Raw genomic sequence first — 23234 nt, 5'->3', positions numbered from 1 at the left:
TGATACAACAATTTATTGAAGCCCGAATAATGAAGCGTTTATCAGTTCGAGTGGATTTCCTAATTGAATGCTTTCGTTTACAATGTCAGATTTAGATGTTTTCTTTTTTATATTAAAGTAAGTGTAACTTACTGCACTTATTGTCATCAATAACCAAGATATTAGAAGCCACTTAAACATTTGTATATTAAATGAAGCGGCTAAAAGTGATACTTTTACAAACATTACAGCACAAGCAACAAGTATTCCTTTTGCATAATACAACGATTGGCTTGTATTCTCCATGCTTTTGGTGCTAAAAATCCAGGTAACTGCTGTACTCGAAAATGTTCCACCGAAAAATGCGGTAAATAGAATAACCCTATCTGCGCCAATGAATTTTATGATAAAATAACCAACAAAACTTAGTGAAGACACAATGACTATAACAATACCTATGCTTTGTGGATTTATCAGTTCTGACGGACCGAAATTTTCATTAGGTAAATATGTCAGAAAGAGAAATGATATGATTTCAAACCGAATGAAAGCGCACAATTCTTCTTGTGTAATTTGCTTTACGGTTGATCGGCGTTTAGCTATAAAAGTCAGTAATGAGGAAACAACAACAACAACAACAACAACAACAGAGAGTGTTTCCTTAAATAAATGCGAACCGGAAAGGACTCCCAAAAAAAACACTAAGACAAGAGAAAATTCGGTTACAAGACCTAAATGCTCCCTTTTGAATTTAGAAAAGTGAAATGCACTTATCAGAAAGAAAATGGAAGGAACAGTAACCAATAAAATATTATAATCAAACTCGGTCGTCAAATATGTTATAACGCAACAAAGAATTCCCACCAAAACAAATGTTCTTAAACCTGCAAAATGTTCGTTGCCAGATAAAGTATCAAACTCGCGTTCAAGCTCAATAATTACACCTACACCAACTGATACCAATAGACTTAGTAAGAATGGGGAAAGTAAGTTGTTAAAAATATCGTGCATCTTATTTATCGTGCTGATGGTTAGTTTGAACATATATTTCGCATAAAGCCGAGCATTCTTCCATTACTTTTTGAAGGCGAGGTGGTTTTACACCTATGCTCTGCAATACACTGTGATTGTTGTGCATGGTCTTACACAACACTATTTTTTTGTCTAACAGTTGTTGTTTTTCTTTTTGGGACAGTGTAGTCAGGCAAGTTACAGGATGTAAACCTGATCCATCAATCCAGTCTTTTAAGCCATTGTGCTTAGGGTAATCCCAACTAATAAGGTTCATATTCATACATCTGCCGTATTGAGTGGCATCGTCTGAAAAACGCGAATTAGTGACTACCCAGCCCTGATGAAATTTTTCGGCATGACCATCTAACTGTTTCCATTGTCTTTCCACATCTAAAAAGCGTGACTGAATATAGAGTGGGATTTTAACATCGGACGAGTAACCCTGCCGATTGTGAAATTTGCACTCAATCATAAAATGGTGATTGTCCCTTTCGGCAATTACATCAATTTCGTGGGTTACACAGTGTCCTTTTACAACCACTCCCACTTGCGTTTTGTATCCTCTTTGTTTTAAAATTTCTGCAATAAATAGTTCAAATGGAAAGCCGGACGGTCCCAATTCCATAATTGCATGCTTCAATTTATATTTTGCAGCTATCGGGCGGGAAACATTTCTTAGTAAACGAAATGCTGTTTTGTAAATCTTGCGAGTGGACATGCCTTCTACAAGCATTTCAATTACTTCATTAGAAATTTCATTTGCCTGGTTGGAACTTGCACCTGAATGCAAAAGGGATTGCTTCAATTTCCCTATATTGAAAGGTACTTTCTCGCCCGATGCCTTGGTAATGTTTATATTTTCAGCGTTAATCTTCATCGTGAATAAGGTTTGTACGTTTTAAAAATTGAATAACCAAGAGCGAAAGGGCAGCAGAAGCAACGACAACCAACCAGTCTTCCACTTTAAGGGGCTGAACTACCAATGCTTCAAGAGCCGAAGGAATGAAAAAGACAGCAATCACTATTATTACGCTTAATAGCAGTGCATACCACACATACTTATTGCGGAACACTTCGGAATGTGTAAAGGATGTTTTAACCGATGCCATATTAAACACATGGAACAACTGGCAAAAAATGAGCGTGAAGAACAAAATGTTGTTGCACAGTTTCGGGTCAAATCGTTCTCCGGTATGCAGAACAAAATGACTTATGAAGACCGCCCCCAATGTGCATATAGAAATTATTGCCGCATAGAGCCAAACTGCATACCATTGTTTCGTTTTCAAAAGCGGTTCAGCCGGATTGCGGGGTTTGTGTTTCATCACAAATGAATTGCCTTTACTTACCCCTAAAGCAAGAGCTGGCAATACATCGGTTACCAGATTGATGAAAAGAATTTGCAAAGGGACTAATTGAAAGTGCAGGTTGGATAAAGCGGCCAAAGACACTACAAACAACTCGCTCATGTTGCAGGAAAGCAAGTAAATAACGAACTCCTGAATGTTATTAAAAATGACGCGACCTTGCTTAATTGCATGAACAATTGACGAAAACTTATCGTCTTTCAATACCATGTCTGACACTTCCTGCGCCACCTGTGTTCCACGCTTTCCCATTGCTATGCCGATGTCCGCTTTTTTTAAAGCTGGAGCATCGTTTACGCCATCGCCAGTCATACCTACGATATTTCCTTTCTCCTGCAACACGGTAACCAAATCGAGCTTTTGCGTGGGCGTAACTCTAGCGAAAACAGAAGTGTTGATCCACTTCTGTTTTTCATTTTCGCTGAGTTGTGAAAAAGGGTTCATTTCTTTTCCGACAATTGGGTTGTCGTTTTCTGTAATACCTAACTGACGGGCTATATAATTGGCAGTGGAGGGGTGGTCGCCTGTAATCATCACTACTTTAATTCCTGCCTCTTTACATTCATTGATGGCATCCAAAACATCTTCCGCAGGCGGATCCATCATACCATAAAGCCCTGCAAAAGTCAAATCGCTTGTAAAAAAAGCATCATTTTGAGAATTTTCTCGAAATGCTCCGGCTATTACCCGTAACCCAGATACTGCTAATTGCTCCGATTTTTCTTTCCATTGCTTTCTTGTTTCATCATTCCATGGTTGAATTTCAGAACCTATAAGAATGTGGCTGCACTGTTTGAATATTTCTTCTGCTGCGCCTTTGGCATAAACAGTAAAATCGTTTTGCCTACTATGTAGCGTTGCCATCATTTTTGTTTCCGATGAAAACGGGACCTCATTTATTTTCGGAAACTGCTGCCGTATTAGTTCTATGTTACTTCCGTTCTTAAGTGCATATTTCAATAAACCCGTTTCCAAAGGGTCGCCAATTTCTTTTATGTCGTTTTCTAAAATCTGAATGTATGCGGTGTTGCATAAAACAGCGATTTGTTGCATTATCTGCTTATTGTTTTCAGCGTTATCGTCTGCTGTGATTACATCTGTAACCTCAATTTTATTTTGAGTAAGCGTTCCTGTTTTATCGGTGCAAATTACTGTAGTGCCCCCTAAAGTTTCTACTGCAGAAAGTTTTTTAACTATCACATTATGCCTTGCCATCTTCAACATGCCTTGTGCCAGTGCAAGGGTCGCTACAATAGGAAGCCCTTCGGGTATGGCGGCTACTGCAAGAGCAATGGACGTTTCTAGCAATTCAATATAATTCCCATGTGTGAACATGCCAACAATGAAAATCAGCACTACCAAGACAACCGTTAAGTAAATGAGTTTGCGGCTGAAAACCTGCAATTTCTTTTCAAGTGGTGTGGCTGATTGCTCAGCACTCTGAACGAGATGTGCAATTTTTCCTAATTCAGTTTGCATTCCTGTTGCTACCACAAGGGCAGTGGAGTTTCCGTTAGTTACGAAAGTTCCTTTGTGCAACATATTAGTTCGGTCAGCAAGTGGAACATTGCCAGAAAGCTCGGATGGAATTTTTTCAACAGGCATAGCTTCGCCTGTAAGCGATGATTCATTTACGGAAAGTTGTGTAGCAGAAACAATTCTTGCGTCTGAGGTAATCATATCGCCTGCTTCTACAAACAGAATATCGCCCGGAACTAATTCTTCGGAAGGTATTTCAGATAACTTACCATCTCTGAACACTTTTGCCGGAACACTTGCCATTTTTTTCAGCGCATTCATGGAGCGTTCTGCCTGTAACTCCATCCAAAAGCCAATGCTCACATTAAGGAATATAACAAGTAGAATTGCAGTAGCATCCAAATACTCCTGAAACCAAAACGACATTCCTGCTGCAAACAACAGTAGATATACCAAGAGGTTATTAATCTGCGACAGAACTAATTTCAAAGGATGTTTTCCTTTATCTGATTGAATTATATTGCTTCCGAATTTTTCAATCCGATTTGTTGCTTCAACTAAACTCAATCCCTTTTCTTTATCACTCCCAAATTCGGTGATAAGTTTCATGATAGGAATTGTATAGTTGCTTATTGTTTTCATTATTCTTCTATTTCAAGACTGTCCACTTTGCCATGCTTTTTCAATTCATATTCTTTCACTAGCTGATATACCACAGGCAATACAATTAACACAAAAAGAGTGGAGGTAATCAGCCCAAATACGAAAGGAATGGTGATGGGCTTCATAACATCGCTGCCCACGCCTGACGCAAAGAGAATGGGCATCAGTCCAATCATATCTGCCATTACAGTCATCAATTTTGGACGGACACGCATTACCGCCCCTGAAAAAACGGCTGCCTGCACTTCTTCCTGTGAAAGTTCTGCGCTGCCATTTTTTTCTATGACATCGCGTATAGCTTCATTCATATAAACAATCATCAAAACTCCTGTTTCTACTGCAATGCCAAATAATGCAATGAACCCAACTGCAACAGCCACAGAAAAATTCACTTCAAAAAAAAACATGGAATACACGCCACCAATAAGCGCAATGGGAATACTGGAAAGGACAATTGTCATTTCTTTAATCGAATGAAAAGTGAAATAGAGAACAAAAGCAATAATCAATAGTGTAATGGGAATGATAATTTTCAAACGCTTTTCGGCACGAACTTTACTTTCATATTGTCCGCTCCAATTGATGAAATAACCTTTGGGTAAATTTTTAAAGTCGGCTTCAATTTTCTTTTTAGCATCACTAACAACGCTACCCATATCTCTACCGCGCACATTAAACAGAACTGTTCCTCTCAACATGGCGTTTTCGGAACTAATCATTGGCGGACCTTCAGTAATTTCTAAATCAGCCACCGCTGAAAGCGGGATAACTCCGTAGCCCGATGTTTGAAGAGGCGTTCGTTTTATTTCTTCCAAATCACTCCTGAAATCTTGCGCCAAACGCATGGACACGCTGAAACGCTGTCTGCCTTCCACAGTGTTGGTAACGGGCATTCCGCCCAAAGCCATTTCAATGAGCATGTTTACTTCTTCAACAGAAAGATTGTATCGGGCAATTTCTTCACGTTTAATTTTCACATCAAGATATTTGCCGCCTGTGAGTTGCTCTACATATAAATCTGCAAGCCCTTCAATACCCTGCAAGGACTTTTCAATTTGCCTTGCGATGTTGTAAATGGTATCTAATTCCTGACCGTAAATTTTAATGCCGATGTCTGTGCGAACCCCTGTTGAAAGCATGTTAATCCGGTTTATGATGGGCTGGGTCCAACCACTGGTAACACCGGGAATTTGCACTTTCTCGTTTAATTCAGTAATGAGTTTTTCGGTGGTCATGCCTTCGCGCCATTCTGATTTTGGTTTTAACAAAATGATGCTTTCAATCATACTCATGGGCGCGTTGTCAGTAGCGGTGTAAGCGCGACCTGCTTTGCCCAAAACATTTTGCACTTCGGGAACGGACATGATAAGTTTGTCCTGCACCTGCAAAATTCGTTTTGCTTCGTTGTTGGAAACATCGGGCAATGTAACAGGCATAAACAACAGCGAACCTTCATCTAAAGGAGGCATAAATTCTGAACCCAAACGCAGAACAAAAGGAATGCTGCCTAGTACAATTAAAACAGAAATGGCAATGACTGTTTTTTTCCAACGCTGACACAAGCGCAAAACAGGACTGTAAATTTTAATGAAGAAATTGGCAACAGGATTTCTACTTTCTGGAATGAGTTTGCCTTTCATTAATGAACGAAGCAACATCGGTACAATAAACAGGGCAACTATGGCAGAACCAATCATGGTAAAGGTTTTTGTCCATACCAATGGCGAAAACAATTTCTTTTCCTGCCCTTCAAGAAACAGGATAGGCGCGAATGAAATGAGTGTTACCAGTATGGAAAAGAAAACGGCTCTTCCTACGGTGCGTGAAGAGCGTTCAATTATTTTGATGCGCTCTTCTTCGTTGAGTTCTTTTGTATTTCCTATTCTTTGATTTTCCATTATTCGTCTGTTTTTAGAACTGCCTTCACCAAACTTTTATAAGCGTTTTCAGTCATTACAATTCCGGCATCTACCAAATCACCAATTGCTAATGCAATACCACCCAATGACATAATGTTGAGTGAAATGCCAAAAAGTTTTACTACCATAAAACCAATAAGCACCGATAAGGGAATGGTGATGATAGCTACTACTGCACTGCGCAAATGAAAGAGAAACAATAACACCACAAGGGAAACGACAATAATTTCTTCAATCAATGCTTCATTGAGCGTGGCGATGGCAGCTTCAATCAAATCGCTGCGATCGTAAGCAACTTGAATTTTTACACCTGGGGGTAAACCTTTTTCTACATCTCCTAACCGTTCTTTCACACGGTCAATCACTTCTTTGGCATTTTCACCATATCGGGCAACCACCACACCACCTACCACTTCGCCTTCTCCGTTTTCTTCAACAATACCCAAACGGATGTCGCTGCTCATTTGCACATCAGCCACATCTTTCAGTTTTATGGGCGTTGACTTGTATGCGCCAACAGAAATTTCTTCGATGTCTTTAATATTCTTTATATAACCCAAGCCGCGAAGCATGTAACCCATACGGTTCATTTCGTAAATGCTACCGCCTACATCGCGATTATTTGCTTTTATGGCGTTTGCTACATCCATTGCCGATATGTTGTAGTAAATCAGTTTGTTTGGATTGATGCTGACCTGATATTGTTTTTGAAAGCCACCGAAAGAGGCAACTTCACTCACTCCTTCTACATTCTGCAAAGCAAATTTTACATACCAATCCTGCACGGCTCGAAGTTCTCCCAAATCGTAACCATCACCTTGTAGTGTATACCAAAATACGTGCCCGACACCTGTTCCATCGGGACCAAGTGAAGGAGTTACCCCTTGCGGTAATGCTTTTTGAGCGAAGCTCAATCGTTCTAACACGCGAGTTCTTGCCCAATAAATTTCTGCATCATCATTAAATATGACAAAGATGAAACTCATGCCAAACATGGATGCCGCACGAATGGCTTTGATGTTGGGGATGCCCTGCAAATTTGAAACCAAGGGGTAGGTAATCTGGTCTTCCATAATTTTCGGGTTGCGCCCCATCCATTCGGTATAAACAATCACCTGGTTTTCTGAGAGGTCGGGAATGGCATCAACGGGAGTGTTTATCACCGAATACAAACCACCAACTACGATTAGCAAAATACCAATCCATACAAAGAAACGGTTGTGTGTTGACCAAGAAATTATTTTTTCAATCATTTCAATTTCCTTTTTAAAAGTTGTGCATTTATGGCAACCACAATAGTGCTTACACTCATAAGCACAGCCCCCATTGACGGGCTTAGCATGATGTCCCATTGATACAAAACACCTGCTGCCAATGGAATTACGATAATGTTATAGCCAACTGCCCACCAAAGGTTTTGTATCATTTTATTATAGGTGGCTTTGCCAAATAAAATCAAATTGGCAATATCTTTAGGGTCAGAATTCACCAAAATAATATCTGCTGTTTCGGCTGCCACGTCTGTGCCTGAACCAACAGCAATACCAACATCCGCTTGTGCAAGGGCAGGTGCATCATTTACGCCATCACCCGTCATGGCAACATTTTCACCTTTCTCTTGAAGTGATTTTACTTTCTCTAATTTATCATGTGGCAATACATTGGCAAAGAAGCCGTCCATGTTTAATTCATCGCTTACTTTCTTGGCTACTTTTTCGTTGTCGCCTGTAAGCAGTAAATTTTTAATTCCTGCTTTTTTAAGTATTTGAATAGCTTCAAAAGAACTTTCTCTTATCTGATCTGAGAAAGTAAAGTACCCCGCAACATTTTTGTCAATCATAATATAAACAACTGTGCCTGTAAAATCATCAATCGTTTCAACAATCTTGATGTTTTGTTCTTTCAGGTAATTCGGACCTACTATTTTAATATCTTTTCCTTCCACAATGCCCTCTAACCCTTTACCCGGCAGGTAATTGAAATTTTCGGATTTTGGAATAACAATGCTCAATTCTTTAATCTTTCTCAACAAACCTGCTGCGATATAATGCTCAGAATGTTGTTCAATGCCTGATGCCAAACGCAGTAATTCTTTATCATCAAATCTTGGGTTCAGCACTTTTGTTTCCTGTAATTCATGTGAACCTTTTGTTAGTGTTCCAGTCTTGTCAAAAATGATGGTAGTAATCAGCCGCGCATTTTCAAAAGCTGTTCTGTTGCGAATGAGTAATCCTTTTTGTGCAGAAATCGAGGTTGAAATTGCCACAACTAATGGAACTGCTAAACCCAGAGCATGAGGACAAGAAATAACCATAACTGTGACCATCCTTTCCAATGCAAATACAAAAGGGAAACCCAAGAGAAGCCAAACAACCAGTGTGATGAGTCCGCCAACCAAAGCTACAAAAGTTAAAACCCTTGCGGCACGGTCGGCAAAATTTTGTGTTTTGGATTTTACTTTTTGTGCATCTTCTACCAATTTCACTACTTTGTTTAGATAGCTTTCTTTTCCTGTACTTGTAACTTTTATAATAAGTGAACCATTGCTGTTTATAGCCCCGCCAATCACTTTGCTCTCCTTTTCTTTTTTTACAGGTTTGCTCTCACCAGTAAGCATACTTTCATCAACATAGCTTTCTCCTTCGGTAACAATTCCATCTACTGGAACTTTTTCGCCCGGCTTCACCAGTATCATATTATCCACTTTCAAATGACTGATAGGCATATCATGTATTTGTCCGTTTACTAAATGGTGTGCGGTGGAAGGCATCATTTTTACAAGCAATTCAAGCGAACGGGAAACACCCATGACCGATTTCATTTCAAAGTAATGCCCAATGAGCATTATGTCTATCAGAGTTGCCATTTCCCAATAAAAGTCCAAACCCTGCAAACCAAAAGTGATAGCAACACTGTAAACCCATGCAACAGAAATAGCAACACCAATTAGTGTCATCATACCAATGGCTTTGTCTTTTACTTCGACATACAACCCTTTCAGAAAAGGGAAACCACCATAAATAAAAATAAATGTGGAGAGAACTGCCAACACAAACTTGTCACCTGCAAAAGCAAATTCAAATCCAATCCACTCCTGTAACATGTGCGACAAGGCAAGCACTGGAATAGAAACTATGGAACAAACAATAAACCGGCTCAAAAAATCAGATACATTATGTCCTAAATGTTTGTCATGGCCACTTTTAACTTGATTGCTTTGTTTGTCATGGGGTTGGCTTTTCCCTATGTAATGATCTGTATGTTCCATTTGTCACCAATTAGTGATTTTAGTTTAGACTGTCGTGTTTGTGATGATCATGGTTTCCTACAACTTTTTCCAACTCCATGTTGCATACAGGGCATTGACCAGTTTTGTCATACACTTTTTCACCCTCGCATTTCATGGGACATTGATACATGGCGTTGGCGGTTTGTTCGGTTGTAGGATTTTTGCTTTCAGATCCTTTACTACCGCAAGAAGCAATGAAAATAGTTGTTAACAAAATTGTTGCGATTGCAATCATTTGATTTTTCATATTATATGTTTTTAAAGTTTAAAATAATTGACTATTGTTTTATAAATTTAAATGAAAAAGATTTGTTACCAGAATTTACATAAATTAAATAGGTACCAGTCGATAAATGTGAAACATCAATCGCCCCTCCTGAAAAATTATTCTTCTTCATTACTAATTTTCCAGTAAGGGTGATAATGTGAAAATCGCAAGTAGAATTTGTTTCTGTAGGTTGTACAATAAGCTTATCTGACATTGGATTTGGAAATATACCCACTTTAAATTTACTATTTTCAGATAAAGTATTTACGGCCTGATAAGGCAGAACAAGTTTTCGCGTATAGCTAAAATCGCCTGATGTAGCGTGATTATGATTGGCAACTAACGCGCCAATATACAATGTAATAGTATCCACATATGTATTTGGCGCAGTCCAACTAAAAGTCCAACTATTACTGTCTAAACTGTCAGCCCCACAAGGTGTATGACTCAAGTAATTTCTATTTCCATCTGAATAGATGCGCGTTCTTTGAGTCTCAATCAAATTAAATGTACCGATCGTGGTGTTGTTGGTATTTTTTAAAGCAAGGCACGAGAAACCAGATTTATTAAAATTCGGATGCTGAATTCTGACAAAAACCTTATAGGTTTGTCCGGGAGTATAGGTGGTTGCATCAATGTTAAAATCAATAATTGCTTTGCCAGTATTGACGATTCCTGAATGACAGCCATTACAGCCGTATTCTCCTGGTGCTCCTGTATGACCACCTACTAAAGGGCTGTCGCAGGGAGATTGTACTAAAGTTGAACTCGCAATAAAAATAATAAAAGCAATACAACAATACATAATCACGATTAATTTTTTCATATTCATTTTTTGACAAATTTCAGTTGAGAATATTTATTACCAAATTTAGCAGTAAGGATATACACACCGGTTGGAAGCTGAGTTGTATTAATTGAGAAATTAGATGTGTTAAGATTGCTAAATTGTAACATTTTACTGCCGAGAAGATTAACAATTTCAATTTCACTAAAGTTCTTCTCTTTGTCATCTTCAATTCTTACGATAAGGGTATTATTTACAGGATTTGGAAATATAAATACACTGGGTATTTTTTTGCTTTCTATTATAGAACTGGAGAGCGTCCCAAAATCAAAATTACCTAATTTTAAACTATCGATGTAAAGGGCATTTCCTCCATCGGTCACGTTTACAATTTTAACGTCAATATGTCTGAAAGATGAGTAACTTGAAAGATCAATGTTTGCAGTCTTCCATTGAGATTTAGTGGGAATAAACAAAGTTTTTTGGGTAGGACCTGATGCCAATGAATTTCCGGTGCGGTAAAATTTTTGCGTCCAAGTGGTCCCACAATCGCTGGAAACAAGCACAATGAGTTCATCGCTATAATTAGCATCACTACGGGCATACGCCCATTTGAAACCAAGCTTTATTGGTGTAGCTAATGTTGTACAATCAATACGCGGAAGCTGTAGTGCATCAGACTGACCGTAATTTGTATTGATTAAATTTTGAATTCGTGCAGATGCTAATCCTTCAAAAGATGCATCAGTAGTGCGCTCCCAGGAAATTCCTCCATCAGGATTGTCAATGGTTAATGCGTTGTTTGGGAAAATCCCTTTTTCAAAGTCATCACCCCATGATGATGTCAATCCGACTAAAGGTGTTGTTACATTGACATAGTTGAACAAAACCAATGTATCGGTACCTTTGGCGTCAGAAACAATCAAACTAACATCATAAGTACCTGCCGAAGAATATACAACAACAGGGTTGGCAACAGTTGATGAAGTAGGTGTTCCTCCCGGAAAGCTCCAGTTAAATGCAGTTGGATTATTCAGTGAGCGATTGTAAAATGTAATGCTGCTACCAACACAAATATTTTCAGTGAGCGTAGTAAAATCAGCCACAGGAGGACAGGTAGGTGGCGGATTAAAAATGGAGTCACATCCGGTTGAGGTAATGTTTGCAGAATTCCATATTTGCATTCTGAATGTATTAAGGGTTGCATCCATTTTTGCTTTTTGCCCGGCAGAAAACATATTTTTGCAGCCATCATCGGAGTAGTCACAGTAGTTACCAATTTGGTCGTTTACATCCGGAAAGTCGTTGGAGCAACTGTTTACAATTGGGCAACCAAAATTTGGATTTGCGGCAGGTGGTGTATCACATATATAATCGCCATCGGTACAAGTGTCGATGCCGCAACCATTATTAAAAGTGTGATACAAGCCCATCCAATGCGCAATTTCATGAGTGGTGGTTCTGCCGTTTGTGCCGTTTGTTATGGTTCCGGTTCTTCCAAAGTAATTGTAGCGAACAACAATTCCATCTTCACTTGCAGGACCGCCCGGAAAAGACGAGTAGCCAGCAATTCCACTGCCGCCATTTATGGATCTAACCACATAAATATTCAAGTAACGAGTATTATCCCAAAAACTTAATTGCTTAAGCAAGGTTCTTTGATAGGTAAGATGATTGGTAAGAGTGGATTGAACCCGCACAATACCATTCGTGCAATTTCCATCTGGTGACATTTTTGCGAGGCAAAATTCTATTTCGGTGTCAACGCCATTTCCATCACCGTTAGTTCCTGCCAATTTTTTGAAATCTTCATTCAATACATCAATCTGACTTTGAACTTGAGTGTCGGAAATATTTTCTGTTCCACCGTTATGAATAATATGAACCACCACCGGAATTAATTTAATCGCGTTTTCTGTACGATTTAGATTAACAGGATATTTAATTGCATTACGCAAAATGCTTTCGGCATATTGGATGAAGGTTTGGTTTTGCCTTTGGTAGGTATCAAACCAACAAGGGGGAATTTGCTGTGCCATGAGGTTGACAGATGCAAAAAGGCAGTATAAGGTAATTAATTTTATCATTTCTTGAATGGTTAGCGACAGCAATTTTTTAAAAATAACCATCGGAGTATTTTTCTGAAAATTCTACGTGCATTAAATGTTGATTTCATTTTTGATGCCTCACTATTTTTCGTGTTGTTGATTGTCCGTTTTCAAATTGCACCGACAATAAATAATAGCCGGTGTCTAAATTTTCAGTTTTGATGTGTTGAATATTTTGTGCAGCAATTGCCAGCAACACTCTTCCTGTTATATTGGTGATTTTTGCCTTTACAACCGGAATGGTGGATTGAATTGAAATAAATTCACCGAATGGATTGGGGTAAATTCTTAAGGTGTTTTCAATTATATTCTCTTCCATACCAGTAAATACTGTGGTGGTGCTATCCAATACCTGAATGATATTAGCCATAGAAGGTATATCATCCACCATAGCAAAGAGCATGTAAAATCCGGCATGAACCAACAAACTGTCCGATGGTAAAGATGCGGAAATGCTACCGCCATTTTGCGTAAAAGCAAGTTCCAAAAATCGATTGCTGCTGCTATTCATAAAATGCGTGTTTACTGCATTTGACATCAAGTGAACACCGGTAATACTGTCAGTTTTGGCAATATTAAAATTTATCTTGCCACCTCTTGGAAATTCTGTGTTGTTGAGGTTATGAATTTCGGGACGTACTCCTCTGAACAAGTAGGGAGGTTTGTATGCTTCAATAATGCTTAATGGTGGTTCATTACCTGGCTGTCCTTCGCCACCCACTGCAATTAATCTACCATCTGGAACCAACGTAATGATAGCATGATATTCACGAAAATAATTCATATCTGCTACATTCCTCCAAGTATCTGTATTTGAGTTATACAAATCAGTTCGTTTCATGTAACCCCATTGATTCACAGGGGTATGATTACTGCCATCTTCCTTTTGACCATTTGCCACCAAAATTCTTTTATCAGGAAGAATTACTGCTTTGGCACGTGAACGAATCGGATTTATGCTGCTTTTCAAGGACCACTGATTTAATGAAGGATCATATATTTCAACAAATGTTCCGAGAGGGTTATTGAAAGGTTTGAATCCAATTGCCAAAACACTACCGTTTGACAATAAAACCAACTCATGGTCACTATGATCACCATTGCTCATGCGATTACTTTGAACAAAATCTCCTGCCAAATCCCATTCATTCGTAACTGGATCAAATAGCTGAGGTGGGCGATGGGTCATCAATGTTTTGCCATTGTGTAAAGGCAGAATTGGTGAAACTTCATTTCCAATTGCAATATCATCTATGCGTGTAAAAGTGCTTGTTTGTGTATTGTAAACTTCAGATGTTTTTACACGTAAAGGATTACTCAATCCTCCACCACCTGCAATTAAAATATTACCATTAGGCAAAGGCGAAACTGATGGATACCAACGATAATCAAACATATTTTTTTGAATTTTCCAATTAGCATTCTTTGGGTTAAACGATTTGACTTTCTTTGTTCCAGGTCCATAAACATTTTGAAGAGTTCCTCCAAAAAACCATAAATCTCCATTATTGCATAATATTGGACCAACACATCCTTGAACAGCAGTATCTCCTGCCACTGAGATGGTATCATTGGCCGTTGGATCAAAATAGAAAGGGTCTTCAGTATCATGACAATAATAAATGTTTCCGTTAGGCATCAAAATCCCTAAATCAGTTCCACCTAATCGTTCTGGAGAGTTCATAATTACATCCCACATCCCTTTATTTGATTCTGAGGATAAGGTAATGTGGAGATTTGCAACCGACGCGGTCAGTGAAATTAACGTATCAAAATACTCATGATCTAGTTTGGCAACACCGAGGGTATAAGCACCTGTGGGGATATTTGAAAAAAGATAATTTCCTGAAGATAAGGTTCTATCTTCTCTGAAAAATGAAGTGTCAGTGTTAAATAATGTCACACGTGCATTCACAATGGACAGCGACTGAGAGGTTACATTTCCGCTTATTGAAAATTGTGACTTAACAGAAGTACTTGTAAAGGTGAATGCAAGAGAAAAAAACAGAATTAATATTTTCATTGAATTTATTTTTTTTTACTGAGCTAAATAATTTTGAGCTGGTATCGTAAGACAAGCATTAAATGTTTTCATTGTTTAGATGATTTAACTGCTGAGTAATAACTGTATGTTCCAATGTTTGTATTGATGAAATCAACTTCCGAAACATTCTGGAACCCAGCATCAGAAATGAATTGAGGCATTAAGCCGTTTATATTATCTTTGGTGGTCTTGAAACCATCCAATAATTGAACTGCAAAAAATGAAAATCGCATCCATTTTGATTTTGGCATGCCCCAATCGCCAATGACTAGTTTGCCGTTTGGTTTTAGTACACGATACAATTCATTGAGACAATGCATCTTAGTTTCGGCATCTATCTGATGAAAAACTAAAGAGCTAAAAACTTTATCAAAGGATTTATCACTAAATGGTAATTTAACTCCATCATATAAAAGCAATGGTATTGAAATATTTAGTTTTAGCAATTTTAAATCAGCAATTTTTAAAATATTAGAATCTATGTCCACACCATATACCAAGGCCTTCGGTTCCTTAGAATTTAAATAAATTAAGTTTTGACCCGTTCCGCATCCAAACTCCAAAATATTGTCAGTCTCTATTGGATTAATATATTCAATTAGTTTTGTCCTGAATATTTTCTCCGGCATTGTTAATTTTATAGTTAAATCATAATATGAATTGAGAAAACTATAACCCAATGCAGGAACAAATGGAACTTTATTATTATTTTTCATTTTTTTGATCTATATATTTTAACTCCATTGTTGGAATGGATCATCAATATCAATTTAAAGAAACGATATCAAATAATTTTCAATAATACAAATTTTTCTATTTCTAAAAATATTTATATTATTATTATTAAAAAGTGTGTCGTCAGAATTTGGCTTCAAATCTTGGCATCTATTCTGAGTCTTTAATTCCAATGTTAAATGATAACTCAATTTTTTCAATTTTTTTTGGTGCTTCGATTCATTATCTTATGTCTTTAGTTTAAAATTCACTTCATTTTACCTTTTATCACTTTTGTAGTCCGATATTTTTATGAACCTAGTTTTATTATATATTACATACTTGCTCTGAGTCAATCAAATTTATACTCTACTTAACTACCTTCTTTGTTTTGTACACTTTTTGAATTCATGACTGACCTTTCAATACTTAAAGTCAACACTATTTATTTCTAATATTAATATTCTTAAACATAAATGCTTCTGTAATCATTCAACAAGTATCACCTTTAAGATTTTTGAAAATTAAGATGGAATCAATACAGAATATATAAATATCAATTTGGCAGCAATGAGATTTCACATTTTCACTTTTCTTTAAAAATTCTTTTTTGCTCATCTAATTTTTTCTTATAAAATGTTGCATTTATCAATTTAATTTGCTGCCTAAAAAATAATTTTTTAGGCAGCAAAACTTGATTATTTGGCAAAATCAATTTCGATTTCTCTACCATCTACCTCAGACGAAATCCGCATTGTGCTTCCATCAAGATGATGAATTGTCCAGACATTTCCCTCAAGGGTCAACTTGTCACCTGCTATATTCACTGACCACGAACCTGATTTAGGATGCGTAAATGGTGAAATATTTGTAGAGATTTCATACTGATTTGTACTCTGCAAATGCAAAAGAATTGTAATTGTCGATGGAGCCACTACTCCATCAATTTTAATTACTGTTGAGCTCCATTCTGCAGTCAGATTTTCCACGGCTGTTTCCTCATCCTTTTTACAGAAAGTAAAAGTCAAGCTGACAATTAGAAGAAACGACATAAAAGATTTTAATTGAATCATTTTAAAATAATTTTAAATATAAAATAATATGGTTATTGAATTTCAAAGTTCAGCATCATTCCCGCATCAGAGTGTTCTAGATTATGGCAATGAAATACAAATTTGCCCTTGTTTTGAGGAAAACGAATAATGATACTTACTTTTTCACCTGGAAAGGCAAGCACAGTATCTTTCCATCCTTTCTCCCATGGCTGAATTTGTCCTCTGCCTCCAGTCCTTTTCAAAACCTGAAACTGAAGTCCATGCAAATGCATCGGATGAACTTCTGTTCCTGTTGTATTGTCAAACTCCCAAACTTCCACACTTCCACTTTTGACTACCTCATCTCTTCGGCCTGGATTGAAAGTCTTTCCATCTATCGGATGATTAACCCCACCATGATTACCATGGGCCATCATGTGTCCAATATTAAATTTGCGGGAAGCAACAGACAATGATTCAGATATTTTTTGGATTTGCATTAATGATGGCTTAACAATAAAATTGTCGTCAACAACTTTCGTAATTTTAAATTTCATGATTTTAAAACTTTGGCTACCTTGTGAAACAGATCCTGCGAAAGTTGCACTCTCAAGAAAAATTTCAGAATCAATGGGCAAGTTTCCAAAGCCTATTAGTACTTCTGCTCTCTCCCCGGGTGAAAGTAAGATATTTGATACTTCCTCAGGAGCATCCAATAATCCGCCATCACTTCCTATGAGCTTAAATTTCATCCCATTAGATAAAGTAAAATTGTATATTCTTGCATTAGAACCATTTAACAATCTGAGTCTGTAAGTTTGTGTTTCTACCTCCATCATTGGATTCGGTGTACCATTGACTAGAATTGATTCGCCAAAAAAACCAATTGACCGGTCGTCAGAAATAGGATTATAATTGAGTCCTTCTGCCAATCTTTTATCTTGAATAACTAATGGCACGTCATAGATTCCACCAGGTAAATTTAATGCTCGCTCTTCTGGTGATGTGACAATAAAAAAACCGGCTAATCCTTGATATGCCTGACTTGCAGTTGCCATTTCAGGGTGTGGATGATACCAATATGTACCGGGCCTGTTAGTAATACGAAAATTATAGGAAAATGAATTTCCTGCCTGTATAAGATCGGTAGGATATCCATCTTGCGCGGCAGGGACCTCTAGACCGTGCCAATGTATGTTAGTTGCCTCTGTTAACTGATTTTCAAATGCAATATTCAATTCTTCCCCTTGATTTATCGTGAGGGTCGGACCTAATATTTCACCACTTCCATAAGAAAGGGTTTTCAATTTGTTCCCACCAATAGTCACGATGTTAGATTTCGCTGCAAAAGAAGCATTTGTTGCATTCATTACCATAGGAATAGCCAGAGGTGATGATAATGAATTTTCAATGACTAATCGTGCTGATATAAGACAGCAGTCGTTCATTTTAGTACAACTCAATAATGTTGCAGCTAATATTAAATTGAATACTACATGCAATTTTAATTTATTCATAATAGATTTATTTATAAAATTTTCATTAATATATTTTATTTAGATCAAACGTAGCATGTCTGCCAGATATCTATCCTTTGCAATTTCAGTGTCTACATTCCTTATGCAATTATACCAGGTGAACAATTTAATAATTCCAGAATTTTATGGGTAATAATAAAAAAAGATATGTTAAAAGAGATTTAAGCCTTTCAGACCAAATAAATGTTTGCTTTTGATCAATCATTAGTGAAAAACAATTTAAGACTTCATTAAGATCAATATTTACATGTTTTATGTTAGTACGAATCGAAATACCATTACTTTGACGAAATATTTTGTCGTCGGCATTAATTAGATTTATAACCTCTCGCATGACTTGTTAATTGAAGGTTTGAGTAATAGTAAACATTCTGACTTAAATACTATCAAAAAAGTAAGAAGATACAAATGTGATAATTGATATCTTGGCAATCCAATTTTCATATAAGTGGTCTGTCTTTTAAACATTTCAAAATACCATTGGAGTGTTGCATCTCCAATTACAATGCTTGCTCTATAAATCATTCCAGTAACTGATTTAGATGTATTTTCCACATTCACCATTTTTCTTCCTATTCAATTTCCCTGAGCGCCTAATGTCTCAATTAATTTTCCGCTACTTATTGGTAAGAAAAAATGGCAAGAAACTTTACTTCTAAGGATCTTTCCTCTTCCCAATTTACATAATGAACACAAAAATTCAATTTGTATTAATTTTAATTGTAAGAGAAAAATGGCAATTAAATTTGTAAGTAATACATCAATCTGCAACAGGAAAAATAAAGGTAAAATGTATAGTATACCCATGAATATTTTCAAACAAATTCATTCATTTTTTGACAACCTGGGATATTGGCAACAAGCAGGAAGTTTTCCATAAATAGCGTCTGGTGCCCGGAATTTATCATTGTCATAACCTGCATTTGCGATCCGTTGTAAAATTTCACCAAAACTAATTTTGGTAGTGTCAATGGTTATTGTTGCCACTTTAGTTTCAACATTCCACTCAGTTTTGGAGACCCCTTTTACATTTCCTGCTTTTTCAATAGTCTTTTTGCACATGCCACAATTGCCGTGAACTTTGAACAATAATATTTGAAAATTTTCAATTTGCGCAGTACCTATTTGAGTAGTAAATAGTGTGAAGAAAACTACTATTATACTTTTAATTACAATATTCATTTAGATTAATTTTTAAAAGTGAAATATTAACTCTTATTAACGTTAGAAAAATCTAAGCAGTAGAAGTCATATCTTAACTTATACCACTAGTTATAGTAATGTTTATTTAGTATTCAATACTAATTTTCTACCTGTCTTTTTTAGGTCAGATAAGCTGTATATACCATCAATCTTAAGTAGCCTTTATCTGAATCTTAATTAAGTCAGTTAACTTTTTAAGTTTAAAACCATGATAATATCATTATTGATAAACCTATCATTTAAACTTATAAAACAATACTTAAAAAAGGTAGAGGTACAATTAGGCGTTTACGCCAATTTATTGTGATACAATACAACAATAAATTGTAAACAATATAAAAATCAGCAGACACAGTTGAATAAGAGAGTCTAACAAAGAAAAGACATATACAGGACTCTTAGATCAGACAAGGGGAGAAATAGTGAATTAAGGAGATAAAATTTGAAAGTTTTTATTTTTAATTCGATATAGCTATTTCTATGCGGATTGGGCCTTTCAGAAACGTTAAAAATAAGAATTTTAACTTTACATAAGTTGACCTTTGCTAGAGTTATTGCATTTTCTTTAAGTTTATTGAAGAGTGTTCTATCTTCACAACATGGCTTCTTTTTAAAGGAGCATTCAGGAAGTGCCTTTCCTTGAGTGCAATCCGTTACACAACAGACTGATTGTATTTTCTTGGAACAACAACTTTGGGAATTAAAAATAAAAGCTACAGATGTTCCCTTTTTTTGACAAATATGCTCAAAGCCTAATATTCCTACGGATGAAAGTAGCAGATTAAAAGCCAAGTAGATATGTAAAATTCTAAAAATCATATTGCCTGTTAAGTTGCAACGTAAGGTGAATACTGAATATTGTGAAATATCATTATAATATAGTAATTAGGCACATATTCTAAATAACATCTTTCACTTCTTTATAAACACAATACTTTCTTTTAGGTTTTGGAAATTAAAGGACACAATATAACTACCTATTTCCCAATTATTTATGTCTATTTTAATAATCTTTGCAGGTAATAAAGTATGTGGTTTGTCATAAACAATTTTACCCTGGCTATTAAAAACAACAATATGCCCATTTGCCACGGTTTCAATTTTAGAGGTTAAATAAATTATCTCAGAAGCAGGATTTGGTCTAATTTCAAATCCAATTTTTTGGTTTATCTTATCTTCATTTGTCCTACTAAGCACATCAGTGACTAAAAATTGACCCATCATTCCATTATCCTCATGACTTAAGATATGACAATGATACATATAGGGTATCATATCATCACTAAAATCTTTGAACATTGTAATCAGCTTAACAATCCCATTAAATGGTGGCACTAGTACAACGTCTTTTCTTCCTTTCATATTTTCGGGTGGTGGTTGGCCGTTAATAGATAATATGTAAAAATGATTGCCATGAATATGAAATGGATGTGCCATCATCGTTTGATTGGAAATAGTCCATATTTCTGTATTATTAAGTTTTGTTTTAAAATTAATAACACCTGCATCAAATTTAGCATTGTTAATATAAAAATTATCCATGCTCATCATAGGTTGGGCAGTAAAGTTAATTGACCGGTTTGATGAATTTGTTTGAGACAAAATTTCGTTAGTCGTAAGTTGTTGAGGTATAGTTGTTATAGCATTTGCCAATTTCTCTCTAACTACTATTGTAAGAATATCATTCGTTTTATTATCCAGTGGACCTGCTTGCATCCCCATTAAATTTGGTCCTCCGGGATAGCCTACATTTAATTCATTGCCAAATGTTTTCAATTTAATAGACTTACCCAGATGTGCACTCAAATCAAGAATTATTTCAGCTCGTTCCCCCGAACCAAGATTTAACCTGGTCATTTGTACAGGCACATTAAGTAAGCCCGCATCTGATGCAATTTGACTGAAAGGCATATTATTCTCAAAACCAAATCTGAAGATCCGATGGCTAGAAGCGTTGAGCAATCTTAGCCTAACCATTTGGGCCGGACAAACTATTTCGCCATTTAAGGTTCCGTTAACTAAAATAGCATTGTCTACAGCATCACTCTCTACTATTTGCTTGTCAAAGTCAAAAGTTTGAAACTGGAAAATAAGAGGAATATCATCCAGCCCATAGGTACGTGGTAGACCCAAATTGGCTTCTTCTTCATCCCTAACAATAATCATACCAGCAGCTCCTTTTACCACTTGTTTTAGAGTTCTTCCATGTAAATGAGGGTGATACCAGTAGGTACCTGCCTTATCCATTACAGTAAACTCAGGAGTCCATGAAGTTCCTGGATCAATAACAGTATGAGGTGACCCATCATTATGAGGTGCAACATGTAAACCATGCCAATGAGTAGAAGTTGGTTCTTGCAATCCATTAAATACATTCAATTTTACTTTTTGACCTTTGTATAAAATTAAAGTTTTACCAAGGTAAGAACCATTATAGCCTAATGTTTTAGTCAAACTACCACTGTAAAATTCTCTGATTCCAGTAGCCAAAGTCAGATTAATCAAACTGCCACTTAAAGTATCTGGAATGATTACCAGATTTTGGCAAAAAATATTATTGTAAATACTAAAAATAACAAGTATATGTAGCAACAAAAGATGTTTCATTTCGGACTAATTATTTAAACTTATACAGATTTGATTATTTGCACATTCAAGAATAACATATAATAACTCATAAATCAATTGGATTTTAAATTAAGTTCCCCATATTAGATTTTTTATTACGAAAATAACTAAACCACTGGATATTTGCTCAACAAGGTCAAAAATCAAAACCAAACCAATTTTTACCAAAACAATTTATTTCTTCACTATAAATTCCGCCTTCTACAGTCGCTCTTCTTGCAATTCCTCCATGGTTAATTCAAATTTTCAAAATACGCGGCAAGTGGTTTAATTTTAATCTTTAACGCATATCCGCACTTTATTTCGTCTTTCACCCTAAAAGTCTGCATCAACTCCAAAAAAAACTCAACTTTTCAAAATTGAAATGCCAAGGCTTAAAAAACATTCAAAATTACAAACTCACTCTACGGGGTATAATGTACGCAATATGCCCCCTTTACATTTGTACAATTTGAATTTTCAAACTATTACAAATGGTAAATTTATAATTTTCAAAGATAAATAAAATTTTTATCTTAAAAGAAATTTCTTTTGAATTTTATTTACAACCTGATTAGTTTTAAGTGATTTGCAATTTCAGGACTAGATTTAGTTAAGATTTAGGAAAAATTCTAACCCAAGTTGTTGGTTTGCAAGAAATCCATAAGATTACTAACACAAGTGAATTTTGTCAAAAAGTACCTTTAAGTTGGACTGTTACCAAAATTTACAATGCATATAAAGATCATTTTTAAACAAATATTCGGGACCCTAGCCTCACCTGAATTTAGCACAATCACTGTTCGATAGACTCAATAAAATTAGGTAAGAATCAAGTAGAATGATTTGACACTTTAGTTTATTAGATTATTGACTTGCTTTATAAAAGCCAAGTTCCATCCTGTTAATAATTCAAATTTTAAATCCTGACAGATTTCGTAACTTCTTGTCTGATTTACATAGCAAATGGAAGACCTTATGGGGGATTTATAAATACCTCAATGACTTAATTTGTAAGTAGTCTACTTGCAGTCTCTCTAATAAGGTAGAACCTGATAGTTGCAAAAAAACATTGCCACCATAGGTGTCCAAAATATACTTCCTCACAACTGATTTAAAATTCTATTTATTTAGAAATGCAAGGATTTGAATTAATTGGCTTATTATTACATCTAAATTTGTCTTTATTCTGACATTATTTTAAGGATAAAATTGACAATA

At 36.0% G+C, this 23234-nt stretch carries 15 protein-coding genes; all 15 read right to left on the bottom strand.

Translation table 11 applies throughout. The annotated features are described in order from the left end of the window. Nucleotides 1–12 precede the first annotated feature (12 nt). The 15 genes from IPJ83_09070 to IPJ83_09000 all read right to left on the bottom strand — a co-directional run bounded on the left by IPJ83_09070 (nucleotide 13) and on the right by IPJ83_09000 (nucleotide 21860). Nucleotides 13–1023: an MgtC/SapB family protein gene (locus IPJ83_09070; GenBank protein ID MBK7880687.1), complete on the bottom strand. Its 1011-nt coding sequence runs from the start codon at nucleotides 1021–1023 to the stop codon at nucleotides 13–15. After that, on the bottom strand, nucleotides 992–1870 hold the full coding sequence (locus IPJ83_09065) for a restriction endonuclease (protein ID MBK7880686.1): 879 nt from the start codon (nucleotides 1868–1870) through the stop codon (nucleotides 992–994). Before IPJ83_09065 ends, IPJ83_09070 begins: the two co-directional genes overlap by 32 nt. Further along, nucleotides 1860–4481, bottom strand: a complete 2622-nt coding sequence (locus IPJ83_09060) for a cation-translocating P-type ATPase (protein MBK7880685.1) — start codon at nucleotides 4479–4481, stop codon at nucleotides 1860–1862. Before IPJ83_09060 ends, IPJ83_09065 begins: the two co-directional genes overlap by 11 nt. After that, nucleotides 4481–6400 carry an efflux RND transporter permease subunit gene (locus IPJ83_09055; protein ID MBK7880684.1) on the bottom strand — a complete coding sequence of 640 codons (1920 nt, stop codon included), beginning with the start codon at nucleotides 6398–6400 and terminating at the stop codon, nucleotides 4481–4483. The genes IPJ83_09060 and IPJ83_09055 overlap by 1 nt, the downstream gene beginning before the upstream one ends. Beyond that, nucleotides 6400–7674, bottom strand: a complete 1275-nt coding sequence (locus tag IPJ83_09050) for an efflux RND transporter permease subunit (protein MBK7880683.1) — start codon at nucleotides 7672–7674, stop codon at nucleotides 6400–6402. Before IPJ83_09050 ends, IPJ83_09055 begins: the two co-directional genes overlap by 1 nt. Next, nucleotides 7671–9689 (bottom strand): cadmium-translocating P-type ATPase, encoded by a 2019-nt coding sequence (cadA, locus tag IPJ83_09045; GenBank protein MBK7880682.1) that lies wholly within the window; start codon nucleotides 9687–9689, stop codon nucleotides 7671–7673. Before cadA ends, IPJ83_09050 begins: the two co-directional genes overlap by 4 nt. A gap of 19 nt (nucleotides 9690–9708) precedes the next feature. Next, nucleotides 9709–9957 carry a hypothetical protein gene (locus IPJ83_09040; protein MBK7880681.1) on the bottom strand — a complete coding sequence of 83 codons (249 nt, stop codon included), beginning with the start codon at nucleotides 9955–9957 and terminating at the stop codon, nucleotides 9709–9711. 31 nt (nucleotides 9958–9988) lie between these two features. Next, on the bottom strand, nucleotides 9989–10804 hold the full coding sequence (locus IPJ83_09035) for a T9SS type A sorting domain-containing protein (GenBank protein ID MBK7880680.1): 816 nt from the start codon (nucleotides 10802–10804) through the stop codon (nucleotides 9989–9991). A gap of 2 nt (nucleotides 10805–10806) precedes the next feature. Continuing rightward, on the bottom strand, nucleotides 10807–12852 hold the full coding sequence (locus tag IPJ83_09030; GenBank protein ID MBK7880679.1) for a T9SS type A sorting domain-containing protein: 2046 nt from the start codon (nucleotides 12850–12852) through the stop codon (nucleotides 10807–10809). A gap of 85 nt (nucleotides 12853–12937) precedes the next feature. Then, nucleotides 12938–14896, bottom strand: coding sequence for a DUF1929 domain-containing protein (locus IPJ83_09025; GenBank protein ID MBK7880678.1), 1959 nt, complete (start codon nucleotides 14894–14896; stop codon nucleotides 12938–12940). 68 nt (nucleotides 14897–14964) lie between these two features. Next, a complete protein-coding gene (locus IPJ83_09020) occupies nucleotides 14965–15633 on the bottom strand; it encodes a class I SAM-dependent methyltransferase (protein ID MBK7880677.1) in 669 nt (222 codons plus the stop codon). Nucleotides 15634–16329: 696 nt separating this feature from the next. Next, nucleotides 16330–16683, bottom strand: a complete 354-nt coding sequence (locus tag IPJ83_09015; protein MBK7880676.1) for a hypothetical protein — start codon at nucleotides 16681–16683, stop codon at nucleotides 16330–16332. 53 nt (nucleotides 16684–16736) lie between these two features. Next, a complete protein-coding gene (locus IPJ83_09010; GenBank protein MBK7880675.1) occupies nucleotides 16737–18182 on the bottom strand; it encodes a multicopper oxidase domain-containing protein in 1446 nt (481 codons plus the stop codon). A gap of 846 nt (nucleotides 18183–19028) precedes the next feature. Then, nucleotides 19029–19385: a heavy-metal-associated domain-containing protein gene (locus IPJ83_09005; GenBank protein MBK7880674.1), complete on the bottom strand. Its 357-nt coding sequence runs from the start codon at nucleotides 19383–19385 to the stop codon at nucleotides 19029–19031. 933 nt (nucleotides 19386–20318) lie between these two features. After that, entirely contained in the window at nucleotides 20319–21860 is a 1542-nt protein-coding gene (locus IPJ83_09000) for a multicopper oxidase domain-containing protein (GenBank protein ID MBK7880673.1), read from the bottom strand. Nucleotides 21861–23234: the final 1374 nt, after the last annotated feature.

Origin of the sequence: Candidatus Vicinibacter proximus, assembly GCA_016713905.1 — a bacterium.
GTDB lineage: Bacteria > Bacteroidota > Bacteroidia > Chitinophagales > Saprospiraceae > Vicinibacter > Vicinibacter proximus.
The sequence above is the reverse complement of the archived record's forward strand: the minus strand, read 5'-3'. Positions and strand labels throughout refer to the sequence as shown.